12 protein-coding genes are annotated in these 17,151 nt (G+C 64.2%); 3 read left to right on the top strand and 9 right to left on the bottom strand.

What is annotated here, in order from left to right:
* Positions 1-55 precede the first annotated feature (55 nt).
* Positions 56-1,624 (top strand): acyl--CoA ligase, encoded by a 1,569-nt coding sequence (locus tag X756_RS155390; protein ID WP_023690804.1) that lies wholly within the window; start codon positions 56-58, stop codon positions 1,622-1,624.
* Between the two features lie 65 nt (positions 1,625-1,689).
* Here X756_RS155390 and X756_RS155395 read toward each other — a convergent pair whose 3' ends face one another.
* Both X756_RS155395 and X756_RS155400 read right to left on the bottom strand, forming a co-directional pair.
* Positions 1,690-2,139, bottom strand: coding sequence for an Rrf2 family transcriptional regulator (locus tag X756_RS155395; RefSeq protein ID WP_023673075.1), 450 nt, complete (start codon positions 2,137-2,139; stop codon positions 1,690-1,692).
* A 260-nt stretch (positions 2,140-2,399) separates the two neighbouring features.
* Positions 2,400-3,386 carry a sulfate ABC transporter substrate-binding protein gene (locus X756_RS155400; RefSeq protein ID WP_023707711.1) on the bottom strand — a complete coding sequence of 329 codons (987 nt, stop codon included), beginning with the start codon at positions 3,384-3,386 and terminating at the stop codon, positions 2,400-2,402.
* Positions 3,387-3,626: 240 nt separating this feature from the next.
* Here X756_RS155400 and X756_RS155405 point away from each other — a divergent pair, with 240 nt between their 5' ends.
* Both X756_RS155405 and X756_RS155410 read left to right on the top strand, forming a co-directional pair.
* The gene (locus tag X756_RS155405; protein ID WP_023682213.1) at positions 3,627-3,899 is read left to right on the top strand and encodes an AbrB/MazE/SpoVT family DNA-binding domain-containing protein; all 273 of its coding nucleotides are present in this window, start codon (positions 3,627-3,629) and stop codon (positions 3,897-3,899) included.
* Positions 3,899-4,297: a type II toxin-antitoxin system VapC family toxin gene (locus X756_RS155410; protein WP_023705604.1), complete on the top strand. Its 399-nt coding sequence runs from the start codon at positions 3,899-3,901 to the stop codon at positions 4,295-4,297. The genes X756_RS155405 and X756_RS155410 overlap by 1 nt, the downstream gene beginning before the upstream one ends.
* Before the next feature lie 14 nt (positions 4,298-4,311).
* Here X756_RS155410 and X756_RS155415 read toward each other — a convergent pair whose 3' ends face one another.
* The 7 genes from X756_RS155415 to X756_RS155440 all read right to left on the bottom strand — a co-directional run bounded on the left by X756_RS155415 (position 4,312) and on the right by X756_RS155440 (position 17,119).
* Positions 4,312-5,352, bottom strand: coding sequence for a sulfate/molybdate ABC transporter ATP-binding protein (locus X756_RS155415; protein WP_023673079.1), 1,041 nt, complete (start codon positions 5,350-5,352; stop codon positions 4,312-4,314).
* 73 nt (positions 5,353-5,425) lie between these two features.
* Positions 5,426-6,310: a sulfate ABC transporter permease subunit CysW gene (cysW, locus tag X756_RS155420; protein WP_023687972.1), complete on the bottom strand. Its 885-nt coding sequence runs from the start codon at positions 6,308-6,310 to the stop codon at positions 5,426-5,428.
* Entirely contained in the window at positions 6,303-7,154 is an 852-nt protein-coding gene (gene cysT, locus X756_RS155425; protein WP_023687973.1) for a sulfate ABC transporter permease subunit CysT, read from the bottom strand. The genes cysW and cysT overlap by 8 nt, the downstream gene beginning before the upstream one ends.
* An 18-nt stretch (positions 7,155-7,172) precedes the next feature.
* A complete protein-coding gene (locus X756_RS155430) occupies positions 7,173-8,201 on the bottom strand; it encodes a sulfate ABC transporter substrate-binding protein (protein ID WP_023673082.1) in 1,029 nt (342 codons plus the stop codon).
* Between the two features lie 230 nt (positions 8,202-8,431).
* The gene (locus X756_RS19340; protein ID WP_023729396.1) at positions 8,432-9,115 is read right to left on the bottom strand and encodes a M15 family metallopeptidase; all 684 of its coding nucleotides are present in this window, start codon (positions 9,113-9,115) and stop codon (positions 8,432-8,434) included.
* Between the two features lie 253 nt (positions 9,116-9,368).
* Positions 9,369-11,474 (bottom strand): penicillin-binding protein 1C, encoded by a 2,106-nt coding sequence (gene pbpC, locus X756_RS155435; protein ID WP_031238054.1) that lies wholly within the window; start codon positions 11,472-11,474, stop codon positions 9,369-9,371.
* A gap of 83 nt (positions 11,475-11,557) precedes the next feature.
* A complete protein-coding gene (locus tag X756_RS155440) occupies positions 11,558-17,119 on the bottom strand; it encodes an alpha-2-macroglobulin family protein (RefSeq protein WP_023729394.1) in 5,562 nt (1,853 codons plus the stop codon).
* Positions 17,120-17,151 lie beyond the last annotated feature (32 nt).

Genomic DNA, 17,151 nt, shown 5'->3' with positions numbered 1-17,151 from the left:
CCGGAAATCGCTTTACTGCGTCTGCCACGGGCGCGCAATCGGCGCCGGCAAGGCCATGGTGAACGCCATTCAGGGTTCGAACTTGAAACAGGCCCTATCGGTAGCACTTCCCCAACTGGCGCCCTGGCGGCCGGCTGCGGTGGCGCTGATGGCGCCGGACCGGCCGTCCCTGAGCTTTGCCGGCCTCGCCAATCTTGTCGACAAGCTCTGCGGCGATCTCGCCAGGCGTGGCGTTGCCCGCGGCACGGCCGTCGGCATCGTCTTGCCCAACGGCCCGGAAATGGCGGCCTGTTTCCTGGCGGTCTCGGCGTTGGCGACGGCGGCGCCGCTCAATCCGGCTTACGGCGAAGACGAATTCCGCTTCTATCTCGGCGATCTCGATGTGAAGCTGCTGCTGTGCGGACAAGGCATGGGCGATGCCGCGCGCAACGCCGCAAAGGGGCTCGGCATTGCGGTGCTCGACGTCGTCGTGACTGACGGCGCCAAGGCCGGCGAGTTTCTGCTGGCGGGCGACGCCGAGGTGGAGGCTGCCAGCGAGGCTCGCCTCGACGATATGCAGTTCAACGGACCCGACGATTTCGCGCTTGTCCTGCACACATCGGGAACCACGGCGCGACCGAAGATCGTCGGCTTGCGGCAGCGCAATCTGCAGGCATCGATGGCCAACATCGCCAGCACCCTGGCGCTGTCGGCAAACGATATGTGTCTCAACGTGATGCCGCTGTTCCACATTCACGGGCTGATGGCGGCGCTCAGCGCACAGCTGGCAGTCGGCGGCGCTGTTGTCTGCACGCCGGGCTTCAACCCGCTCAAATTCTACGGCTGGCTGGGCGATTTCCGGCCGAGCTGGTACAGCGCGGTGCCGACCATGCATCAGGCGATCCTGGCGCGCGCCGCCCGCAATGGCGAAACCATCGCGGCTGCGCGGCTGCGCTTCATCCGCTCGTCTTCGGCAGCGCTTCCCGACACCGTGTTCCGCGACCTCGAGCGCGTCTTCGGCTGTCCGGTGGTCGAGGCCTATGGCATGACCGAGGCGGCGCACCAGATGACATCCAACGGCCTGCCGCCGGCACGCCGCAAGCCAGGCTCGGTCGGCCTGCCTGCGGGTCCGCAGGTGACGATCCTGGACGACAAGGGGACGATCCTGCCGGCGGGTGAAAAGGGCGAGATCGCGGTGCGCGGCGCCAACATCCATGATGGCTATCTCGACAATCCGGTGGCCAATGAAGCTGCCTTCAGCGATGGCTGGTTCCGCACCGGCGACCAGGGCCTCATCGACGAGGATGGCGATCTGAAGATCACCGGGCGGCTGAAGGAGATCATCAATCGCGGCGGCGAAAAGATCTCGCCGCTCGAGGTCGACAATGTGCTGCTCGATCATCCGCTGGTGGCGCAGGCGGTGACCTTCGCCGTGCCGCACGCCATGCTCGGCGAAGAGGTGGGTGCGGCCATCGTGCTGGCCGAGGGCGCCACCGCCGATGCCGAGCAGATTCGCGATTTCGCGCGCAGCCGGATCGTCGAGTTCAAGGTGCCGCGCCACATCCTGTTTCTCCAGGAGATACCCAAGGGTCCCACCGGCAAAATCCAGCGCGTCGGCCTGGCCGGCAAGCTCGGCCTGGTCTGAGGACTCTCATTTCAGCATGATCTTGTCCGAAAAACGGTTCGCACTTTTCGGGACCATGCTCTAATTTAGATCTGCGATGTCAGCTCGACCGGAAAATCATCATTGTCGGCGTCGCGCATGGCGGCGAGGCTGCGATTGTCCAGCACTTCGGCGATCGCCTGGCGCACTTCCAGCATCATGTGCCGGACCTGGCAGGTCGCCTCGTCGCAATCCTCGCAGCGCTGGTATTGCGTGCGGCTGGCGCAGGGTATGGGAGCGAGCGGGCCGTCCAGCACGCGCACGACGTGGCCGATCTTGATTTCGGAAGCCGGCCGGGCGAGGCGATAACCGCCTTCCTTGCCCTTGCGGCTGAGGACGAAGCCGGCATTGCGCAGCTCGCCCAGAATGGCATCCAGAAATTTCTTCGGGATGTTGTTGGCGATCGCGATGTCGTTGACGAATGCAAGCTGGCCGACCGGCAGGCCGGAAAGATGCACGAGGGCCTTGAGGCCGTATTTGCCTTTTTTGGTAAGCATGCCCGCTTCAGTTCATGAAAACCCCAACCACCCGCATCTGGCGGTTGTTTGTGTGCAAATCATGACGTTTCGCCTGAACAACCCGGTTTCGCGTAGAACAAGCCGCCCGGTTGAGATGTTAGGCACAAAGGCGTTGATTCTTTGTAACGTTTTCGCCGATCGCGACAGATTCCGCCTGAAAGCCGTTTGTCGGCGCGCGAAATCAAAATAGCCGGCAAAGCGCCGGCTTTCTTGTGAGGTGAGGTCGAACGCTGCTGATATCAGCGGCTGCCATAGGTCTGGTCGAGCAGACCGCCGGCGGCGAAGTGCTCCTTCTGTACCTTGTCCCAGCCGCCAAAGACGTCTTCCACCGTCAGCAGGCGGACATCGGGGAAGTCGGCCTTGTATTTTGCCGCGACTTCAGCGTTGCGGGCGCGCAGGCCATTTTCAGCCGCGATGGTCTGGCCCTCGGGCGTGTAGAGGAAATCGAGATAGGTCTTGGCGAGGTCACGGCTGCCGTGCTCGTCGGCGACCTTGTCGACGATCGCCACCGGGAATTCGGCGAGCAGGCTGACCGTTGGCGTGACCTGTTCGAACTTGTCGTTGCCATACTCCTTGCGGATGCCGCGCGTTTCCGACTCGAAGGTGATCAGCACGTCGCCGATCTCGCGTTGCACGAAGGTGGTGGTGGCGGCGCGCCCGCCGGTGTCGAAGATCGGCACGTTGTTGAACAGCTTGGTGACGAACTCCTTCACCTTGGCGTCGTCGCCCTTGAAGGCTTCCTTGGCGTAGGCGGTTGCGGCCAGATAGGTGTAGCGCGCATTGCCCGAGGTCTTGGGGTTGGGGAAGATCACCTGCACGTCGTCGCGCACGAGGTCGTTCCAGTCCTTGATGTGCTTGGGGTTGCCCGCGCGGACGAGAAAGGATGGGAGCGAGTAGAAGGGCGAGGCGTTGTCGGGGAAATCCTTCTGCCAGTCGGCGGAGACGAGGCCTTTCTTGACCAGAAAGTCGATGTCGGTGACCTGGTTGAAGGTGACGACATCGGCGCCGAGGCCTTCGGCAATGGCGCGCGCCTGCGCCGAGGTGCCGGCGTGCGACTGGTCGACGGTGACGCCCGGATGGCCGGCGACGAAAGCCTTGTTCACCTGGGCGAACAATTCGCGGCCGACATCATAGGAAGCGTTGAGCAATTTGTCGGCCGACCAGGCCTGCGAACAGGCGAGGATCAGGCCGGCGACAGTGGCGACGCTGAGGAAAAATCGCTTCATGAACACAGGCTCCGATGTGCAATGCGTTGCCAGAACATAGCCGGGCCGGAGGGTGTACTGCGAGGCACACGGGGCAGACGTATGGCGTTGCAGCGAAAAAGAAATCGCTGAAGCAGGTTATCGGCGAAATTTCATTCCAGCCGAAATGCCGATGCGTTGGGGTTTTCTGTGGTTTGCAATTCGAGGCCGAGTGGCATATACAAATGGCATATACAAGTGGAACAGACAGGGGAGGCTGCCATGCCGCAGCACCGTCACTCAATACCACCCCCCAGGGAGGCGAAGTTGTTTCGCAACAACCGCAGTCAGGCGGTTCGCATCCCTGTCGAATTCGAGCTGCCTGGCGAGAAGGTCCTGATCAGCCGCGATGGCGACCGGCTGATCATCGAGCCGGTCCGTCAACCAGGCCTCACCGCCTTGCTCACCCAATGGGCGAAAGAGCCGCCGCTTGGTCCTGAAGACGACTTTCCCGAGATCCATGATGCGCCCGTGGGGCCTGAGGATATCTTTTGATGCGGTTCATGCTGGACACCAACATTCTCAGCGACATGATCCGAAACCCTACCGGCAAGGCTGCCAGTGCGGCGGTTCGCGCGGGAGACGGTGCCCTGTGCACCAGCATCGTTGTCGCCTCGGAGCTGCGTTATGGCTGCGCCCGCAAGAGATCGGCCAAGCTGCTCGCCAAGGTCGAGCAATTGCTCGCCGAGGTTCCTGTGTTGCCGCTCGATGTGCCGATGGATAACGAATACGGAGCACTTCGTGCCGAGCTGGAGGCCAGAGGCCAGCCAATCGGCCACAATGATCTTTTCATTGCTGCCCATGCCTGTGTGTTGGGGACGACACTGGTGACGGCCAACACCGCTGAGTTCCGTCGGATCAAGGGCCTGACGGTCGAGAACTGGCTGGAGTAGCGCCGGATCGATGTCTATGCCGCCGGGAAAAGCTTCCAGCGCCTTGGCCTGAACGCCACCCGGCTCTTCTGCGCCGCAGGATGGTCCACAGGCAGTTCGATCTCGACGCGCTGGCGCTCGCCGCCGATTTCCAGTTCGACGCGTCTTGTGCCGGCGACGCGGCGGCTGGCGGCGACCGTGCCGGCGATGCAGCCGCTGCAGCCGTCGAGCAGTTCGATATCGTGCGGGCGGAAATACAGCGTTGCATCGCCCTCGGGTGCGTGCGGCGCCGACACGCCGATCGGACGGTCGGCGAGCCAGATCTCGCCATTCTCAACCTTGACCGGCAGCATGCTCGATTCACCGATGAAGGAGTAGACGAACGGCGAGTTCGGCGTGTCGTAGATCTCGTCGGCGGAGCCGACCTGCTCGATGCGGCCCTGGCTCATCACCACGACGCGGTCGGCAAGCTCGAGCGCCTCTTCCTGGTCGTGGGTGACGAAGACGGTGGTGTGGCCGGTACGGTCATGGATCTCGCGCAGCCAGCGGCGCAGTTCCCGGCGCACCTGCGCATCGAGCGCGCCGAACGGCTCGTCGAGCAACAGCACCTTGGGCTCGATGGCCATGGCGCGCGCCAGCGCCACGCGCTGGCGCTGGCCACCGGAAAGTTGCGCCGGGTAGCGCTTTTCCAGGCCGGAAAGCTGAACGAGATCGAGCAGTTCGGAGGCGCGTCGGCGGATTTCGGCCGCCGGTGGTCGCGACGGTCCATGCCGCACCTTGAGGCCGAAGCCGATATTGTCGGCGACCGTCATGTGCCGGAAGAGCGCATAGTGCTGGAAGACGAAGCCGACATTGCGCTCCTGGATCGAGCGGTGCGAGGCGTCCTCGTCGCCGAAGAAGATCTTTCCGCGCGTCGGCCGCTCCAGGCCGGCGATAAGCCTCAGCAGCGTCGTCTTGCCGGAGCCGGATGGCCCAAGCAGCGCGATCAGCTCACCCGACTTGATGTCAAGCGATACGTCATGGAGGGCCGGAAACCGGTCAAACTCCTTGCGTACGTTGGCAACGCGAACTTCCATGTAGATCCCTCAGTAATTTGGTGCATGTCGTTGTCCCAAAACCGGTTCCCAGTCTTGGGCGACATGCATTTAGTCAGTGCCCGCGCGTCGCGGCGATCTCGGCGCCGTAGCGCATCTCGAGAAGTGTTTTCAAGACCAGCGTGACCAGCGCCAGGCCGGCAAGCAGCGAAGCGACGGCAAAAGCGCCGACGGCGTTGTACTCGTTGTAGAGGATTTCGACATGCAACGGCATGGTGTTGGTCAGCCCGCGTATGTGGCCCGACACGACCGAGACCGCGCCGAATTCGCCCATCGAGCGGGCGTTGCATAAAAGCACGCCGTAGAGCAATCCCCATTTGACGTTGGGCAGCGTCACGTACCAGAAGGTCTGCCAGCCATTGGCGCCCAGAGAGAGCGCGGCTTCCTCGTCGCCGTTGCCCTGTTCCTGCATCAGCGGGATCAGTTCGCGGGCAACGAAGGGGAAGGTGACGAAGATGGTCGCGAGCACGATGCCGGGCACGGCGAACAAGATCTGGATGCCGTGCGCCTTCAGCCATTCACCGAACAGTCCCTGAGCGCCAAACAAAAGCACATAGACCAGGCCGGAAATGACCGGCGAGACCGAGAAGGGCAGGTCGATCAGCGTGGTCAGAAAAGTCTTGCCCTTGAACTCGAACTTGGCGATCGCCCAGGCAGCCGAAATGCCGAAGACGACGTTAAGCGGCACGGCGATCACCGCCACCAGCAGCGTCAACCGGATCGCCGAGCGCGTATCGGGATTGGAGAGCGATTCCGTGTAGGCGCCAATGCCTTTCGCCAGCGCCTCGTGGAAGACGATGATCAGCGGCAGCAGCAGGAAGATGGCGAGGAAGGCGAAGGCCACCGCCATCAGCAGCAGCCGCACCGGCCGGCTTTCGGTCACCGCCGCCGACCGGCTCTCGTGATGCGGTTCGTAGGATTTGATCTCGGGGTCAGCCATAGCGCTTGCGACTCCATGACTGCGCCAGGTTGATGACCAGCAGCATCACGAACGACAGCAAAAGCATGATCGCCGCGATCGCGGTGGCCGCCGGATAATTGTACTCCTCGAGCCGGATGACGATCAGAAGCGGTGCGATCTCCGACTTGTAGGGAAGGTTGCCGGCGATGAAGATGACCGAGCCGTATTCGCCGACGCCGCGCGCGAAAGCGAGTGAGAAGCCGGTGATGATGGCCGGCGCCAGGCCGGGAAACAGGATGCGGGTGATGATCTGGAAGCGGTTGGCGCCGAGCGTCGCAGCGGCCTCCTCCACTTCCTTGTCGATCTCCTCCATGATCGGCTGCACCGTGCGCACGACAAACGGCAGGCCGATGAAGACAAGCGCCACGACAATGCCGAGCGGCGTGTACGCGACCTTGATGCCGAGCGGCGCCAGGAGATGGCCGATCCAGCCATTGGGCGCATAAAGAGTGGTCAGCGCAATGCCCGCGACCGCGGTCGGTAGCGCGAAGGGCAGGTCGACCATGGCGTCGACGACGCGGCGGCCGGGGAAGCGGTAGCGCACCAGCACCCAGGCGACGAGCGTGCCGAAGACGACGTTGACGGCGGCTGCGATGAAGGCTGTGCCGAAGCTGATTTCGAGTGCGTTGATGGTCCGGCGGTCGGTGGCGATCGCCCAGAAATCGGTCCAGCCGAGGGCTGCCGAGCGCCAGATCAGGCCCGACAGGGGGATGAGGATGATGAGCGTGAGGTAGGCAAGCGAGAAGCCGAGCGTCAATCCGAAACCCGGAATGACACTCGGCTGTCTGAATCGCCACCCCGCCTTGGCGGGTGCTATGGTCATGTCGTCCTGATCTAAATCCTACTGGGCCGGCTTGTAGATCTGGTCGAATATACCACCATCGCCGAAATGATAAGGCTGTGCCTTCTTCCAGCCGCCAAAAAGCGGATCGTCGATGGAGATCAGCTTGATTTCGGGCGTCTTCGGAATGTCAGCCGCATCCACCAGCTCGGGCTTGGCCGGACGATAGTGGTTCTTGGCGATGATCGTCTGGGCTTCCTTGGAATAGAGCCAGCCGAGATAGGCTTCGGCGACCTTGCGGGTGCCCTTGGCATCGACATTGGCGTCGACGATCGCCACCGGCGGCTCGGCCAGGATCGAGGTCGGGGGATAGACGATCTCGAAATTGTCGGCTCCGAATTCATTGAGCGCCAGATAGGCGTCGTTTTCCCAGCCGATCAGCACGTCGCCGATGCCCTTTTGCGCGAAGGTGACCGTCGAGCCGCGCGCACCGGTGTCGAGCACCGGAGCATTGGCGTAGAGCTTGCCGACGAATTCCTTGTTCTTGGCCTCGTCGCCGCCATCATTGGCGTTGGCATAGGCCCAGGCGGCAAGGTAGTTCCAGCGGGCGCCACCCGACGTCTTCGGGTTCGGCGTGATCACCTGGACACCGTCCTTGACCAGATCGCTCCAGTCGTGGATGCCCTTCGGGTTGCCCTTGCGGACCAGGAAGATGATGGTCGAGGTGTAAGGCGCCGAATTGTTCTCGAACTTCTTGCGCCAGTCCGGGTTGATCTTCTTCGACTTGGTGACGATGGCGTTGATGTCGCCTTCGAGCGCCAGCGTCACCACATCGGCATCGAGGCCGTCGATCACGGCGCGGGCCTGGGCGCCGGAGCCGCCATGCGATTGCTGGATGGTGACCGTCTCGCCGGTCTCGGCCTTCCAGTGTGCGACGAAGGCTTCGTCATAGGCCTTGTAGAGTTCGCGTGTCGGGTCGTAGGACACGTTCAGAATGGTCGTATCGGCAAACGCGAAACCGAGCGTGCCGAACTGGATCGATGTGGCGACCAGTGCGCCGAGCAGTTTCTTGAAATGAGGTTTGGTCATTCCCGCCTCCGTTGATGACGGCTGAACTCTATCGAATTGATAGAAATAAGATGCATTCAACGTTGCCTTTTTTGTCCACTCGAAGGAAATTTTCGCCGATATTGGGTTGCGGAAGGAAATATTTTCCTCATATTGGTCTAACCCAAATCCGGCCGGTTTGACGCTATCTAGGAGCTGACACCGCAGAAGCAAGGCCGAGTGAGGGAAGGCTCGGTGTAGCACCGGGCGGTTCAGCCCGCAGTGATGGGAAAATCGAAGCGCAGCTTTGGAAACGGCTCATCCCGAAGCGTGTAGTGCCACCACTCTCGCGCATAATTCTTGAAGCCGCCGGCGCGCATGGCGTCGAGCAGCCTTTTGCGGTTTGCCGCCGCTTCTGCCGCCAATGGGCGATGTGCGGTTTCGCTTGCCGGGTCGAAACAGTCGAAGCTGGTGCCGAAATCGAGCGTGCCGGCGCCGGCCGTGCCGCAAGCGGCGCATGATTTGTTCTTGCCGTCGCTGCGGGCGATGGCGATATCGACGGTCGAGCCGCGCGAATGGGTGGACAATTCGCCGATATAGCCCGTGGCGATGAGGTCGCCGCGCTGCACCTGAGGGTACCATTGCGGATCGGGCGGGCCGCCCTCTCTGGTCCATTTGCCCATGTCGGCAACGGCGCGGGCCGGGCGGTAGCAGTCGAAGACGACCAGCGTCAGGCCATCGGCGGCGAGCGCTTTCTGCACACCGGACAGCGCTTGCGCAGCTTGCTTCGTGAGTATGCAGACCGGCGCGTCATAGCCGTCGGCCTTGCGATGCAGGAAGTTTTCCAGGCCGGCATAGCGGATGTCCTGGCGGATCGAGGGATCGACATCGGCCAGGCGGACGAAGCCGGCGGGCAGGGGATCGGCGGCGGCGGGGGAGCAAGTCGAAACGAACATGGATAGGGCTAAGGCCAATCCTCGATGCAAGCGCTTCGGCACACCCCCCTCTGGCCTGCCGGCCATCTCCCCCGCAAGGGGGGAGATCAGGTGTCGCTGCGGCTTTCGCCAATTTTCAACGTTGCTGAATGAGCGCGGCGCCGAAGCTGCCAATCTCCCTCCTTGCGGGGGAGATGGCCGGCAGGCCAGAGGGGGGTGCCTCGCGCCGGGTCTCGGGCGAAGAAGCCCAATCCCCTGAATCGCTTGGCGCCATCTATTCAACGAACACCTTCACGCTTGCCGCGCGTCCCACGGCGTCGATGACGGTGAGCGTCGAATAGCCGGCGCCGTCGGGCAGCCAGGTCGCAGTGCGGCGGCGGTCGATGCCGACGAGCGGCTTGCCATTGGCCAGCCAGCGGAACGGCGCGCGGCCGCCTTGCAGTTTCAGCACCAGCGGCGAGGCCTCGGCGGAATTGGTGGCGAGATCGACGCGGGCGCCGTTGGGCGGGAAAATGATCGTTGGCGCCGGTTCCGTCGGGCCTGCCTGCACCAGTCCGTCGGCGCCGGCGCCGAAGCGCCCCAATGTCACCGGCAGGTCTTCGCGCCTGGCCTTGAGGACACCGGCCGGCTGGCTGGGCAACGGGACGGCGGTGAGGCCGGAGCGGACGAAGCCCTCGAACAGGATGGGGGCGGCTGAGACATAGCCGGACAGGCCGGGCACCGCACCGGCATCGGCGCGGCCGACCCACACACCCAGCACGTAGCGGCCGTCGAAGCCGACCGACCAGGCATCGCGATAGCCGTAGGACGTGCCGGTCTTGTAGGCGATGCCGCGCTGCAAGGCGCCCTCGGGCGGCTTTACGCCCGACAATATGTCGGTGATCTGCCAGTTCGCCTGGGCGTCGAGGATGGTGGCGGTGGCGCGCTCGTCGTTGGCCGGCTCGGTGCCGTCATGGAGCGTGTTTGCCTTGCCGCCATTGGCGAGGCCGGTATAGAGCTGGACGAGATCGCGCAGCGTTACGCCGATGCCTCCGAGGCCGATGGCGAGGCCCGGCGCCTCGTTGACCGGTAGCACCGGGCTGACGCCGGCCTGGCGGAAGCGCGCCATCAGCCGTGCCGGGCCGACAGAGTCGAGCACGCGGATTGCCGGCACGTTGAGCGACAGCTGCAGCGCCTGGCGGATCGAGACATCCCCCTGATAGCCCATGTCGAAATTCTTTGGCCGGTAGCCGCCGAAATCGACCGGTCTGTCCTCGATCAGCATTTCCTGCGCCACCAGCCCCTGCTCGAAGGCGAGGCCATAGATGAACGGCTTAAGCGTAGAGCCGGGCGACCGCACGATCTTGGTCATGTCGATCCAGCCGGAACGGCTGGCGTCGAAGAAATCGGCAGAGCCGACTTCGCCGAGGATGTCACCGGTGCGGGCATCGGCCATCACCATGGCGACGGAGAGGCGCGGACCAAGCTTGATCGCGGCATCGCGCGCCACCTGCTCCAGCCCTTGCTGGACGCTTTTGCGGATCGTCAGCTGCAATGGCTTGCCGGGTACGGCCTTGGGAAGCATGGCATAGGCGGCATGCGGCGCCAGCGCCGGCAGTTTGCGGCGCAAGCCCGAGACATCATCGAGCGCTGCGCGCGCGGCCTCGCGCTCGCCAAGCAGGCCTGCCGAAACCATGCGGGTCAGCACGCGGTCGCGGGCGGCATGAGCGATGGTGAGATTGCGGTCGGGCCGGCGCTTTTCCGGCAATTGCGGCAGCGCAACCAGCAGGGCGGCTTCCGAGACCGTCAGCCGCTTCGGCTCCTTGCCGAAATAGGCGAGCGAGGCGGCGCGCACGCCTTCGAGATTGCCGCCATAGGGCGCCAAGGTCAGGTAGCGTTCGAGGATCTCCTGCTTGGACAGCCGCCGCTCGATCTGGATGGCACGCAGCATCTGCTTGATCTTCGAGCCGAGGCTGCGGTTTTCGCGTGGCTCGATCAGCCGGGCAAGCTGCATCGACAGGGTCGAGCCGCCGGAGACGATATGGCCGCTGGTGGCGAACTGGCCGGCGGCGCGCGCCAGCGCCAGCACATCGACGCCATCATGGTCCCAGAAGCGCTTGTCTTCATAGGTGACCAGCATGTCGACGAACTGCTTGTCGACCTGGTCGAGATGAGTGTCGAGCCGCCAGTAACCGTCCGACGTGGCGAAGGCGCGCAACAGCTGACCGTCGCGGTCCTGGACCTCGGTGGAGACGGTGAGCCTTCCGGGCAGCGGCGGCGGAAAAGCGCGGTCGAGTTCCCAGAGAGAAGCGGCAGCGATCGCCGCAAAGCCGACGAGGGAGGCGGCGGCGATGCCTGTTCGACGGAGAAATTTTCTGGAGAGCATGGTGGTGCCCTTCATCCGCCTGCCGGCTCCTTCTCTCCGCATAGCGGGGAGAAGGAGATGGTCGCGGACATCGGCGTGTTCATCTTCGTCAAGGCGCCTTACGGCGCCTTGATCTCCATCATGCCGGTGGCGGTGCGGGCCGAATATTGCGGCCGGTACATGTCCTCCACCGTGGCTGCCGGATGGGCATAGGTGCCCGGCGTTACCGCACGCACGACGTAGGCCAGCATGATGTTGCGGTCGCCATCGCCGTCATTGGGATTGAATGCCGCGACGAAACGGTCGTCGCGGAATTCGAGATGGGCTGCATCCGTTTGCGCCAGCCAGGTGAAGTTCGACAATTGGGCGCTGGAGACAAGGCCCGGATTGTCGATCTCGAAGCCGGCCGGCAACAGGTCGGTGATCAGCAGGCGCGAAGGCCAGCGGTTCTGCTCGTAAACCTTGAGCACGACCACGTAGCGTTCGTTCTGCGTCGCCTCGGTGACGTTGGCTTCGGTGCCATCGAGCTTGTAGTAGGTGCGGTCGATGGTGAAGCCGTCGCCGCCGGCCGGCAAGGGCTCTACCGGCGAGGCGACCGTGGTGACGACCGCCTGCAGCGGCGTGGCGCCGGTGTTGGCGATGGTCAGCGGGCTGTCGGCAATGTCGGTGCCGCTGAGGTGGTTGGAATACCCACCGGCATGCGGCGCGCCGTTGACCGAGAGCGTGATCGAGTCGTTGCCCGACTTCAGCGCGCGGGCCGCCAGAAGCATCCAGGACTCGTCCTGCGTGCTGGTCCAGCGGGCATCGGCACGTTCCCTTGCCACCAGCCGGATCAGCTCCGGCACGATGGTCGGCACCGGCTTCGATTCGGCGGCGAGCGCCAGGATCGCGGCGCCATCACGCAGCCGCGAGCCATAGTCGGACCGGTAGTAGTCGTATTCGGTGGTCGACTTGGCCAGCTGCAGCGCCGTCTGGAAGGTTGCTTCCGAACGCTGCGCGTCGCCGTAGAGCGCCAGGCTCGCCGCCAACTGGGCGACGGCCATCGGGCTCGAGAAGGCTTCGAGCTTGGTGTCGGCGTAGTAGCGCAGATCGCCGACCGAGGCCTTCTTGTTGCGGGCCAGAACATAGAGCGCGTAGGCGATTTCGCTGCCGCGATCCTGGACGTCCTGGTCGTAACCGACCGAGTTTTGCAGATTGCTCAGCGCCTGGCTCATCGCCAGGGCCGGCACGTCGTAGTTCTGCTCGCGCGCCCGGGTCAGGAAGTCGGTGACGTAAGAGTCAAGCCACAGATCGCCGGAGCCCGGACCCCACAGGCCGAAGCTGCCGGCCGAAGCCTGGTAGCTCAGCACCTTGTAGATGGCGGCCTGCACGCGGCCGTGCAGTTCGGGATCGCTTTGCATGCCGACTCCGGACGCCAGATCGTTGACGTAGAGAAGCGGCATGGCGCGGCTGGTGGTCTGCTCGGCGCAACCATAGGGGTAGCGGTCGAGCGTCATCAGCAGCGACGGNAGCGGCATGGCGCGGCTGGTGGTCTGCTCGGCGCAACCATAGGGGTAGCGGTCGAGCGTCATCAGCAGCGACGGCACGTCGAAGGCGGCAGCCTGCGAAACGCCGACGCTGATCGAGGCGCCGTCGAGCAGGCTTGCCGCGAGCAGCTCCTTGTCGACGCGCAGCGAGCCGCCATTGCCCTTGAGGTCGACGACCAGACGGGTGGTGACCGGCAATTGCGCCGGACGCACCGGGACATACAGCGTCTGCTCGACGGAGGTGCCGTCGCCATGGGCGAGCTTGATGGTGATCGAGGCATTACCCGCCGTCTGTGCAACCAGCGGCACAGTCAGCGTCTGGCGCTTGCCCTTGGCGAGAGTCAGCTTTTCGGGCAACGGCTTGTCGCCGGTCGAGAGGTCGCCGGTCGTGGCGATCGACAGGGCATAGTCGCCCTCCGGACCGTCGGTGTCGGCGACGTCGAGCCGCATGATGGCTGCATCTCCAGGCGCCAGGAAGCGGGGCAGGCCGGCGGTGATCACCACCGGATCGCGCACGATGACGTCGGTCGTGGCATGGCCGACTGCATCCTTGGTCCAGGCGACGGCCATGACGCGCACGGTGCCGTTGAACTGCGGGATGTCGAAGTCGATCCTTGCCTTGCCGTCGGCGTCGAGCTGGACCGGGCCGGAGAAGAAGGCGACCAGCTTTTCGGTCGGCGGACTGCCTTGCGGCTGCATCGAGGCGCCGTCGCCGCCGGTCCTGAGCTTGCCGGTGGTGCCGAGCGAGCCGTCGATGAGACGGCCATAGATGTCGCGGACTTCGAGCCCGAGCATGCGCTGGCCGAAATACCAGCCCTCCGGATCCGGCGCCTTGTAGTTGGTGAGGTTCAAAATGCCGACATCGACGGCAGCGACCGTGACATAGGCATTGCTGCCCGGCGCTACGCCGGCGACCGAAACCGGGATCGACAGCTGCTGGCGCGGCATCGTCTTGTCCGGCGGCGTCAGGGTGACGGCGAGCTTTTTCGAGCCCGGGTCGACCGTCAGCCATTTTACGCCGATGGCGCGCGCCGGCATGCGGGTTTCCTGCGCATCGCCGGGCCGGAACAGGGTTGCGGTGATGTAGGCGCCGGCGCCCCAGTCGTCACCGACCGGGATCTCGACCGTGCTGCCGCCGGCCGGCACGGTTGCCGTGACGGTCTTGAGCAGCTTGTCGGCGCCGATGGTGACCAGCAGTTCGCCGGCAAAATGCGGCGACACTTTCAGCTTGGCCACGTCGCCGGCGGCATAGCTGTCCTTGTCGAGAGCGATCTCGAGCCCGTCAGGCGTTTCGGTGGAGGTCGAGGAGACATACCAGCCGGCGTCGAACTCATAGCTGGTCGCCGGGCCCTCGGGATCGGCAGTCTCGATCTCGAGCCGGTACTGGCCCCAGTCGACCGGCATCGTCACGGTCGCCTCGGCATCGGCGCTGAGATCGACCTGGCCGTTGGCGATCGACTTGGTGAAGGTGACCGGTTCGTAGTTCCACGAGTTGTTGTTGCGATACCACTGGTAATTGCGTTCGACCTTGACCAGCGACCACTGCGCGCCCTTCAGCGTCTCGCGCTTGCCGTCGGGATCGACCGCGATGAGGCTGAATTTGGCGGTGCCGGCCTGCGGCACCTCATTGTCGGCGAAATCCGGACGAATGCCGATCATGTGGCCTTGCGGGCGGATGCCGATGTTGAGCGAGCGCTCGATGGCGCGGCCGCCGGTTTCGCGCATGCGAACCGTGACCTTGGCGTCGACCAGCTTGGTGGTCGCGGGCAATTGGTCGACCGTGACCGGGAAGGTCGCCTTGCCGTCGTCGCCGACCACCGGCAGACCGGTGAACGGGGTGACCGAAGGCTCGGCCGACTGCTCGTCGGCAAGGCCGAACGAATAGCCGGCGAAACGGTCCCAGTCGCGCGCCGTCGACAGCGTCAGCTCGCCTTCGAGCGCGAGGCCGGCGGCCGGCGCGCCATAGAGGAAGCGGCCGTCAATGTCGATGTTGGCGGTTTCGCCCTGTGCGATCTCCTGCTTGTCGGACTTCATGTCGAACTCGATGCGATCCGGCACGAAGTCTTCGACCAGGAACATCTGGCTGGAAACGGCCGCCTGCTTGGGATCGGTATAGATCGACACCGTCCAGGTGCCGCGCATGGCGTTGGCTTCCAGCGGCAGGTCGACGGCATAGCCGCCGGCCGAGACGCCATCGGCAACGATGCGGCGGTTCTCGACGCCGTCGGGACGGGTGAAGATGAAGGTCAGCGGCAGGTTTTCCACCGCTTTGGAGGCGCCGTCGCGGGCAAGGGCTGCGACATGCACATCCTCGCCGGCGCGGTAGATGCCGCGTTCGGTCCAGGCATAGACATCGAGCGCGCCCGGTGCGGCGCGTCCGGCGACGCCGCGATCGGACAGATCGAAGCCGGCGCGGCCCATGTCGAGGAAGACGAAATCGTTGTCGCCCTGCTTGGCCATCAGAACGGCCGGCACCATGCCGCCGTCGCCGCGCGTCAGGCCGGGGTTGAAGACAGCATGGCCTTCGGCGTCCGACGTGGCTGTGCCGAGGATTTCATTGTTCCTGGCCAGCAGCGTCAGTTCGGCGCCGGCGATCGGCTTGGCGGTTCCGAGCGAGCGGGCAAAGACATTGAGGCCATCCTGGCCGGTATAGGTCGACAGGCCGATGTCCGAGACGACGAACCACTGCGTGGCAAGCGAATTGTAATTGTCCTCGTCATTTTCATTTACCGCTTGGGCGGTCAGCACGTAGACGCCGGGCTTGCGCTGCGGCAAGGCTTCGTCGACCGGGAACGAAGTCGTGACGTCCTTGTTGAGGTCGTTGGCGATATCGAGCTGCCCCTGCCAGACCGGCTCACCCATCTGGTCGGAAATGCTGGAGATATCATAGCCGTCGAGCTGCTTCAGGAACTGATAGCCGGACAGAAGCTGCGCGAGCGAACGATCGCCGATGCGGTAGAGCTTCATCTGCGCGGCGTTCATGTTGACGGTGACGACCGGGATGCCGCGGCGGGCGCCGGCGGGCAGCACGAAGCTGTCGCCGGTGAAGCGGGCGGACGGCGCGCGGTCCTGCACATAGATCGACAGTACGACCGGAGCGGCGGTGACCTCGCCAATGGCGGCCGGCAGACCGGCGCGGAAGGTCACTTCGTAATGTTGGCCGTGCTCCAGGCCTTCGACGCAGATCTGCTTGTCCTTGGCCTCGACGCCCTTGGGCGGCTGGTTGTCGACGGTGACGAACTGGGCGTAGTCGACGCCGGTCTTGACCAGCTCCTCGGAAAACTGCGCGCAAATGCGCGGCGCGCTGGTGTCGGCGTCGATCGAGTGATCGATGACGCGGAAGCCCTTGCGGGCCTTGAGATCCTCATATTCGGCCTTGACCGCCGGCGAACTGACCAGCGCGAGGCTGGCTTCATAAGCCTGCAGGGCTGGACGGTAGAGATCGCGGCGGTCGAGGCCGTTGCCGAGCAGCGCCAGCACTTCGGCGCGGGTCTTGGTGGTGCGCAGCAATTTGTAGGCGTTGATGGCGGCGGAGGTGCCTTTGACCGGCAGATTGTAGGATTCGGAGGTGCCGCTGGCCGGCTGTATGGCAAGCGTTTCACGCGCCAGACCGAGCCAAAGCTGGCCGTCGTCAGGCAGGACCGAGACCGCGGCCTCGTATTTGTTCATGGCCTGGCCATGGTCGCCGGTCAGTGCAGCCTGTTCGGCGGCGGCGCGGAGTGATTCCAGCCCGTCGGTCGGCTTGTCATAGGCCGGATCGGTCAGCTTGTTGCGGTATTGCTGGGCCTGGTCGGCCATCCAGTTGGGGAAGAAGGCGAGTTCCGGCGGGGCGCCGATATCGGGGTCGCCATCGACATTGACGACCTTGCCCGCGACCGCGCCGCTGAAGGGTTTCAACTGGTTATAGTCGGATTTTAGGAAGCACCATTTGGCCTTGTTGTTGTAAGTAAAGGCGCGGCAGGCGGGGTCGCCGAGGCATGTCGTCTTGCACTGATCGAGGCTGACATTCTGGTCCGATCTGAGATCGAAGCCGAAATAGTCGGAATTATTTGAGGTCACCACCCGGCGGGCTTCGGCCGCTTGCGCTACAGACCCCCAGGCGAAAATGAGAAGAATCAAGATCGACAGACCACGAGCCGCCGCGCGCATCGCCATAACACCCTCCAGACACTGCTACGTCCGCGGCA

It is taken from the genome of Mesorhizobium sp. LNJC405B00 (genome assembly GCF_000502615.1).
In the GTDB taxonomy this organism is placed as follows: Bacteria; Pseudomonadota; Alphaproteobacteria; order Rhizobiales; family Rhizobiaceae; genus Mesorhizobium.
This window is presented reverse-complemented; position numbering and strand designations above follow the sequence as displayed.

Bases quoted from the DNA above. Each gene is read 5' to 3' on its own strand.
- X756_RS155390 (WP_023690804.1), top strand. From the start codon at position 56: ATGGTGAACGCCATTCAGGGTTCGAACTTGAAACAGGCCCTATCGGTA.
- X756_RS155395 (WP_023673075.1), bottom strand. From the start codon at position 2,139: ATGCTTACCAAAAAAGGCAAATACGGCCTCAAGGCCCTCGTGCATCTT.
- X756_RS155400 (WP_023707711.1), bottom strand. From the start codon at position 3,386: ATGAAGCGATTTTTCCTCAGCGTCGCCACTGTCGCCGGCCTGATCCTC.
- X756_RS155405 (WP_023682213.1), top strand. From the start codon at position 3,627: ATGCCGCAGCACCGTCACTCAATACCACCCCCCAGGGAGGCGAAGTTG.
- X756_RS155410 (WP_023705604.1), top strand. From the start codon at position 3,899: ATGCGGTTCATGCTGGACACCAACATTCTCAGCGACATGATCCGAAAC.
- X756_RS155415 (WP_023673079.1), bottom strand. From the start codon at position 5,352: ATGGAAGTTCGCGTTGCCAACGTACGCAAGGAGTTTGACCGGTTTCCG.
- cysW (WP_023687972.1), bottom strand. From the start codon at position 6,310: ATGGCTGACCCCGAGATCAAATCCTACGAACCGCATCACGAGAGCCGG.
- cysT (WP_023687973.1), bottom strand. From the start codon at position 7,154: ATGACCATAGCACCCGCCAAGGCGGGGTGGCGATTCAGACAGCCGAGT.
- X756_RS155430 (WP_023673082.1), bottom strand. From the start codon at position 8,201: ATGACCAAACCTCATTTCAAGAAACTGCTCGGCGCACTGGTCGCCACA.
- X756_RS19340 (WP_023729396.1), bottom strand. From the start codon at position 9,115: ATGTTCGTTTCGACTTGCTCCCCCGCCGCCGCCGATCCCCTGCCCGCC.
- pbpC (WP_031238054.1), bottom strand. From the start codon at position 11,474: ATGAAGGGCACCACCATGCTCTCCAGAAAATTTCTCCGTCGAACAGGC.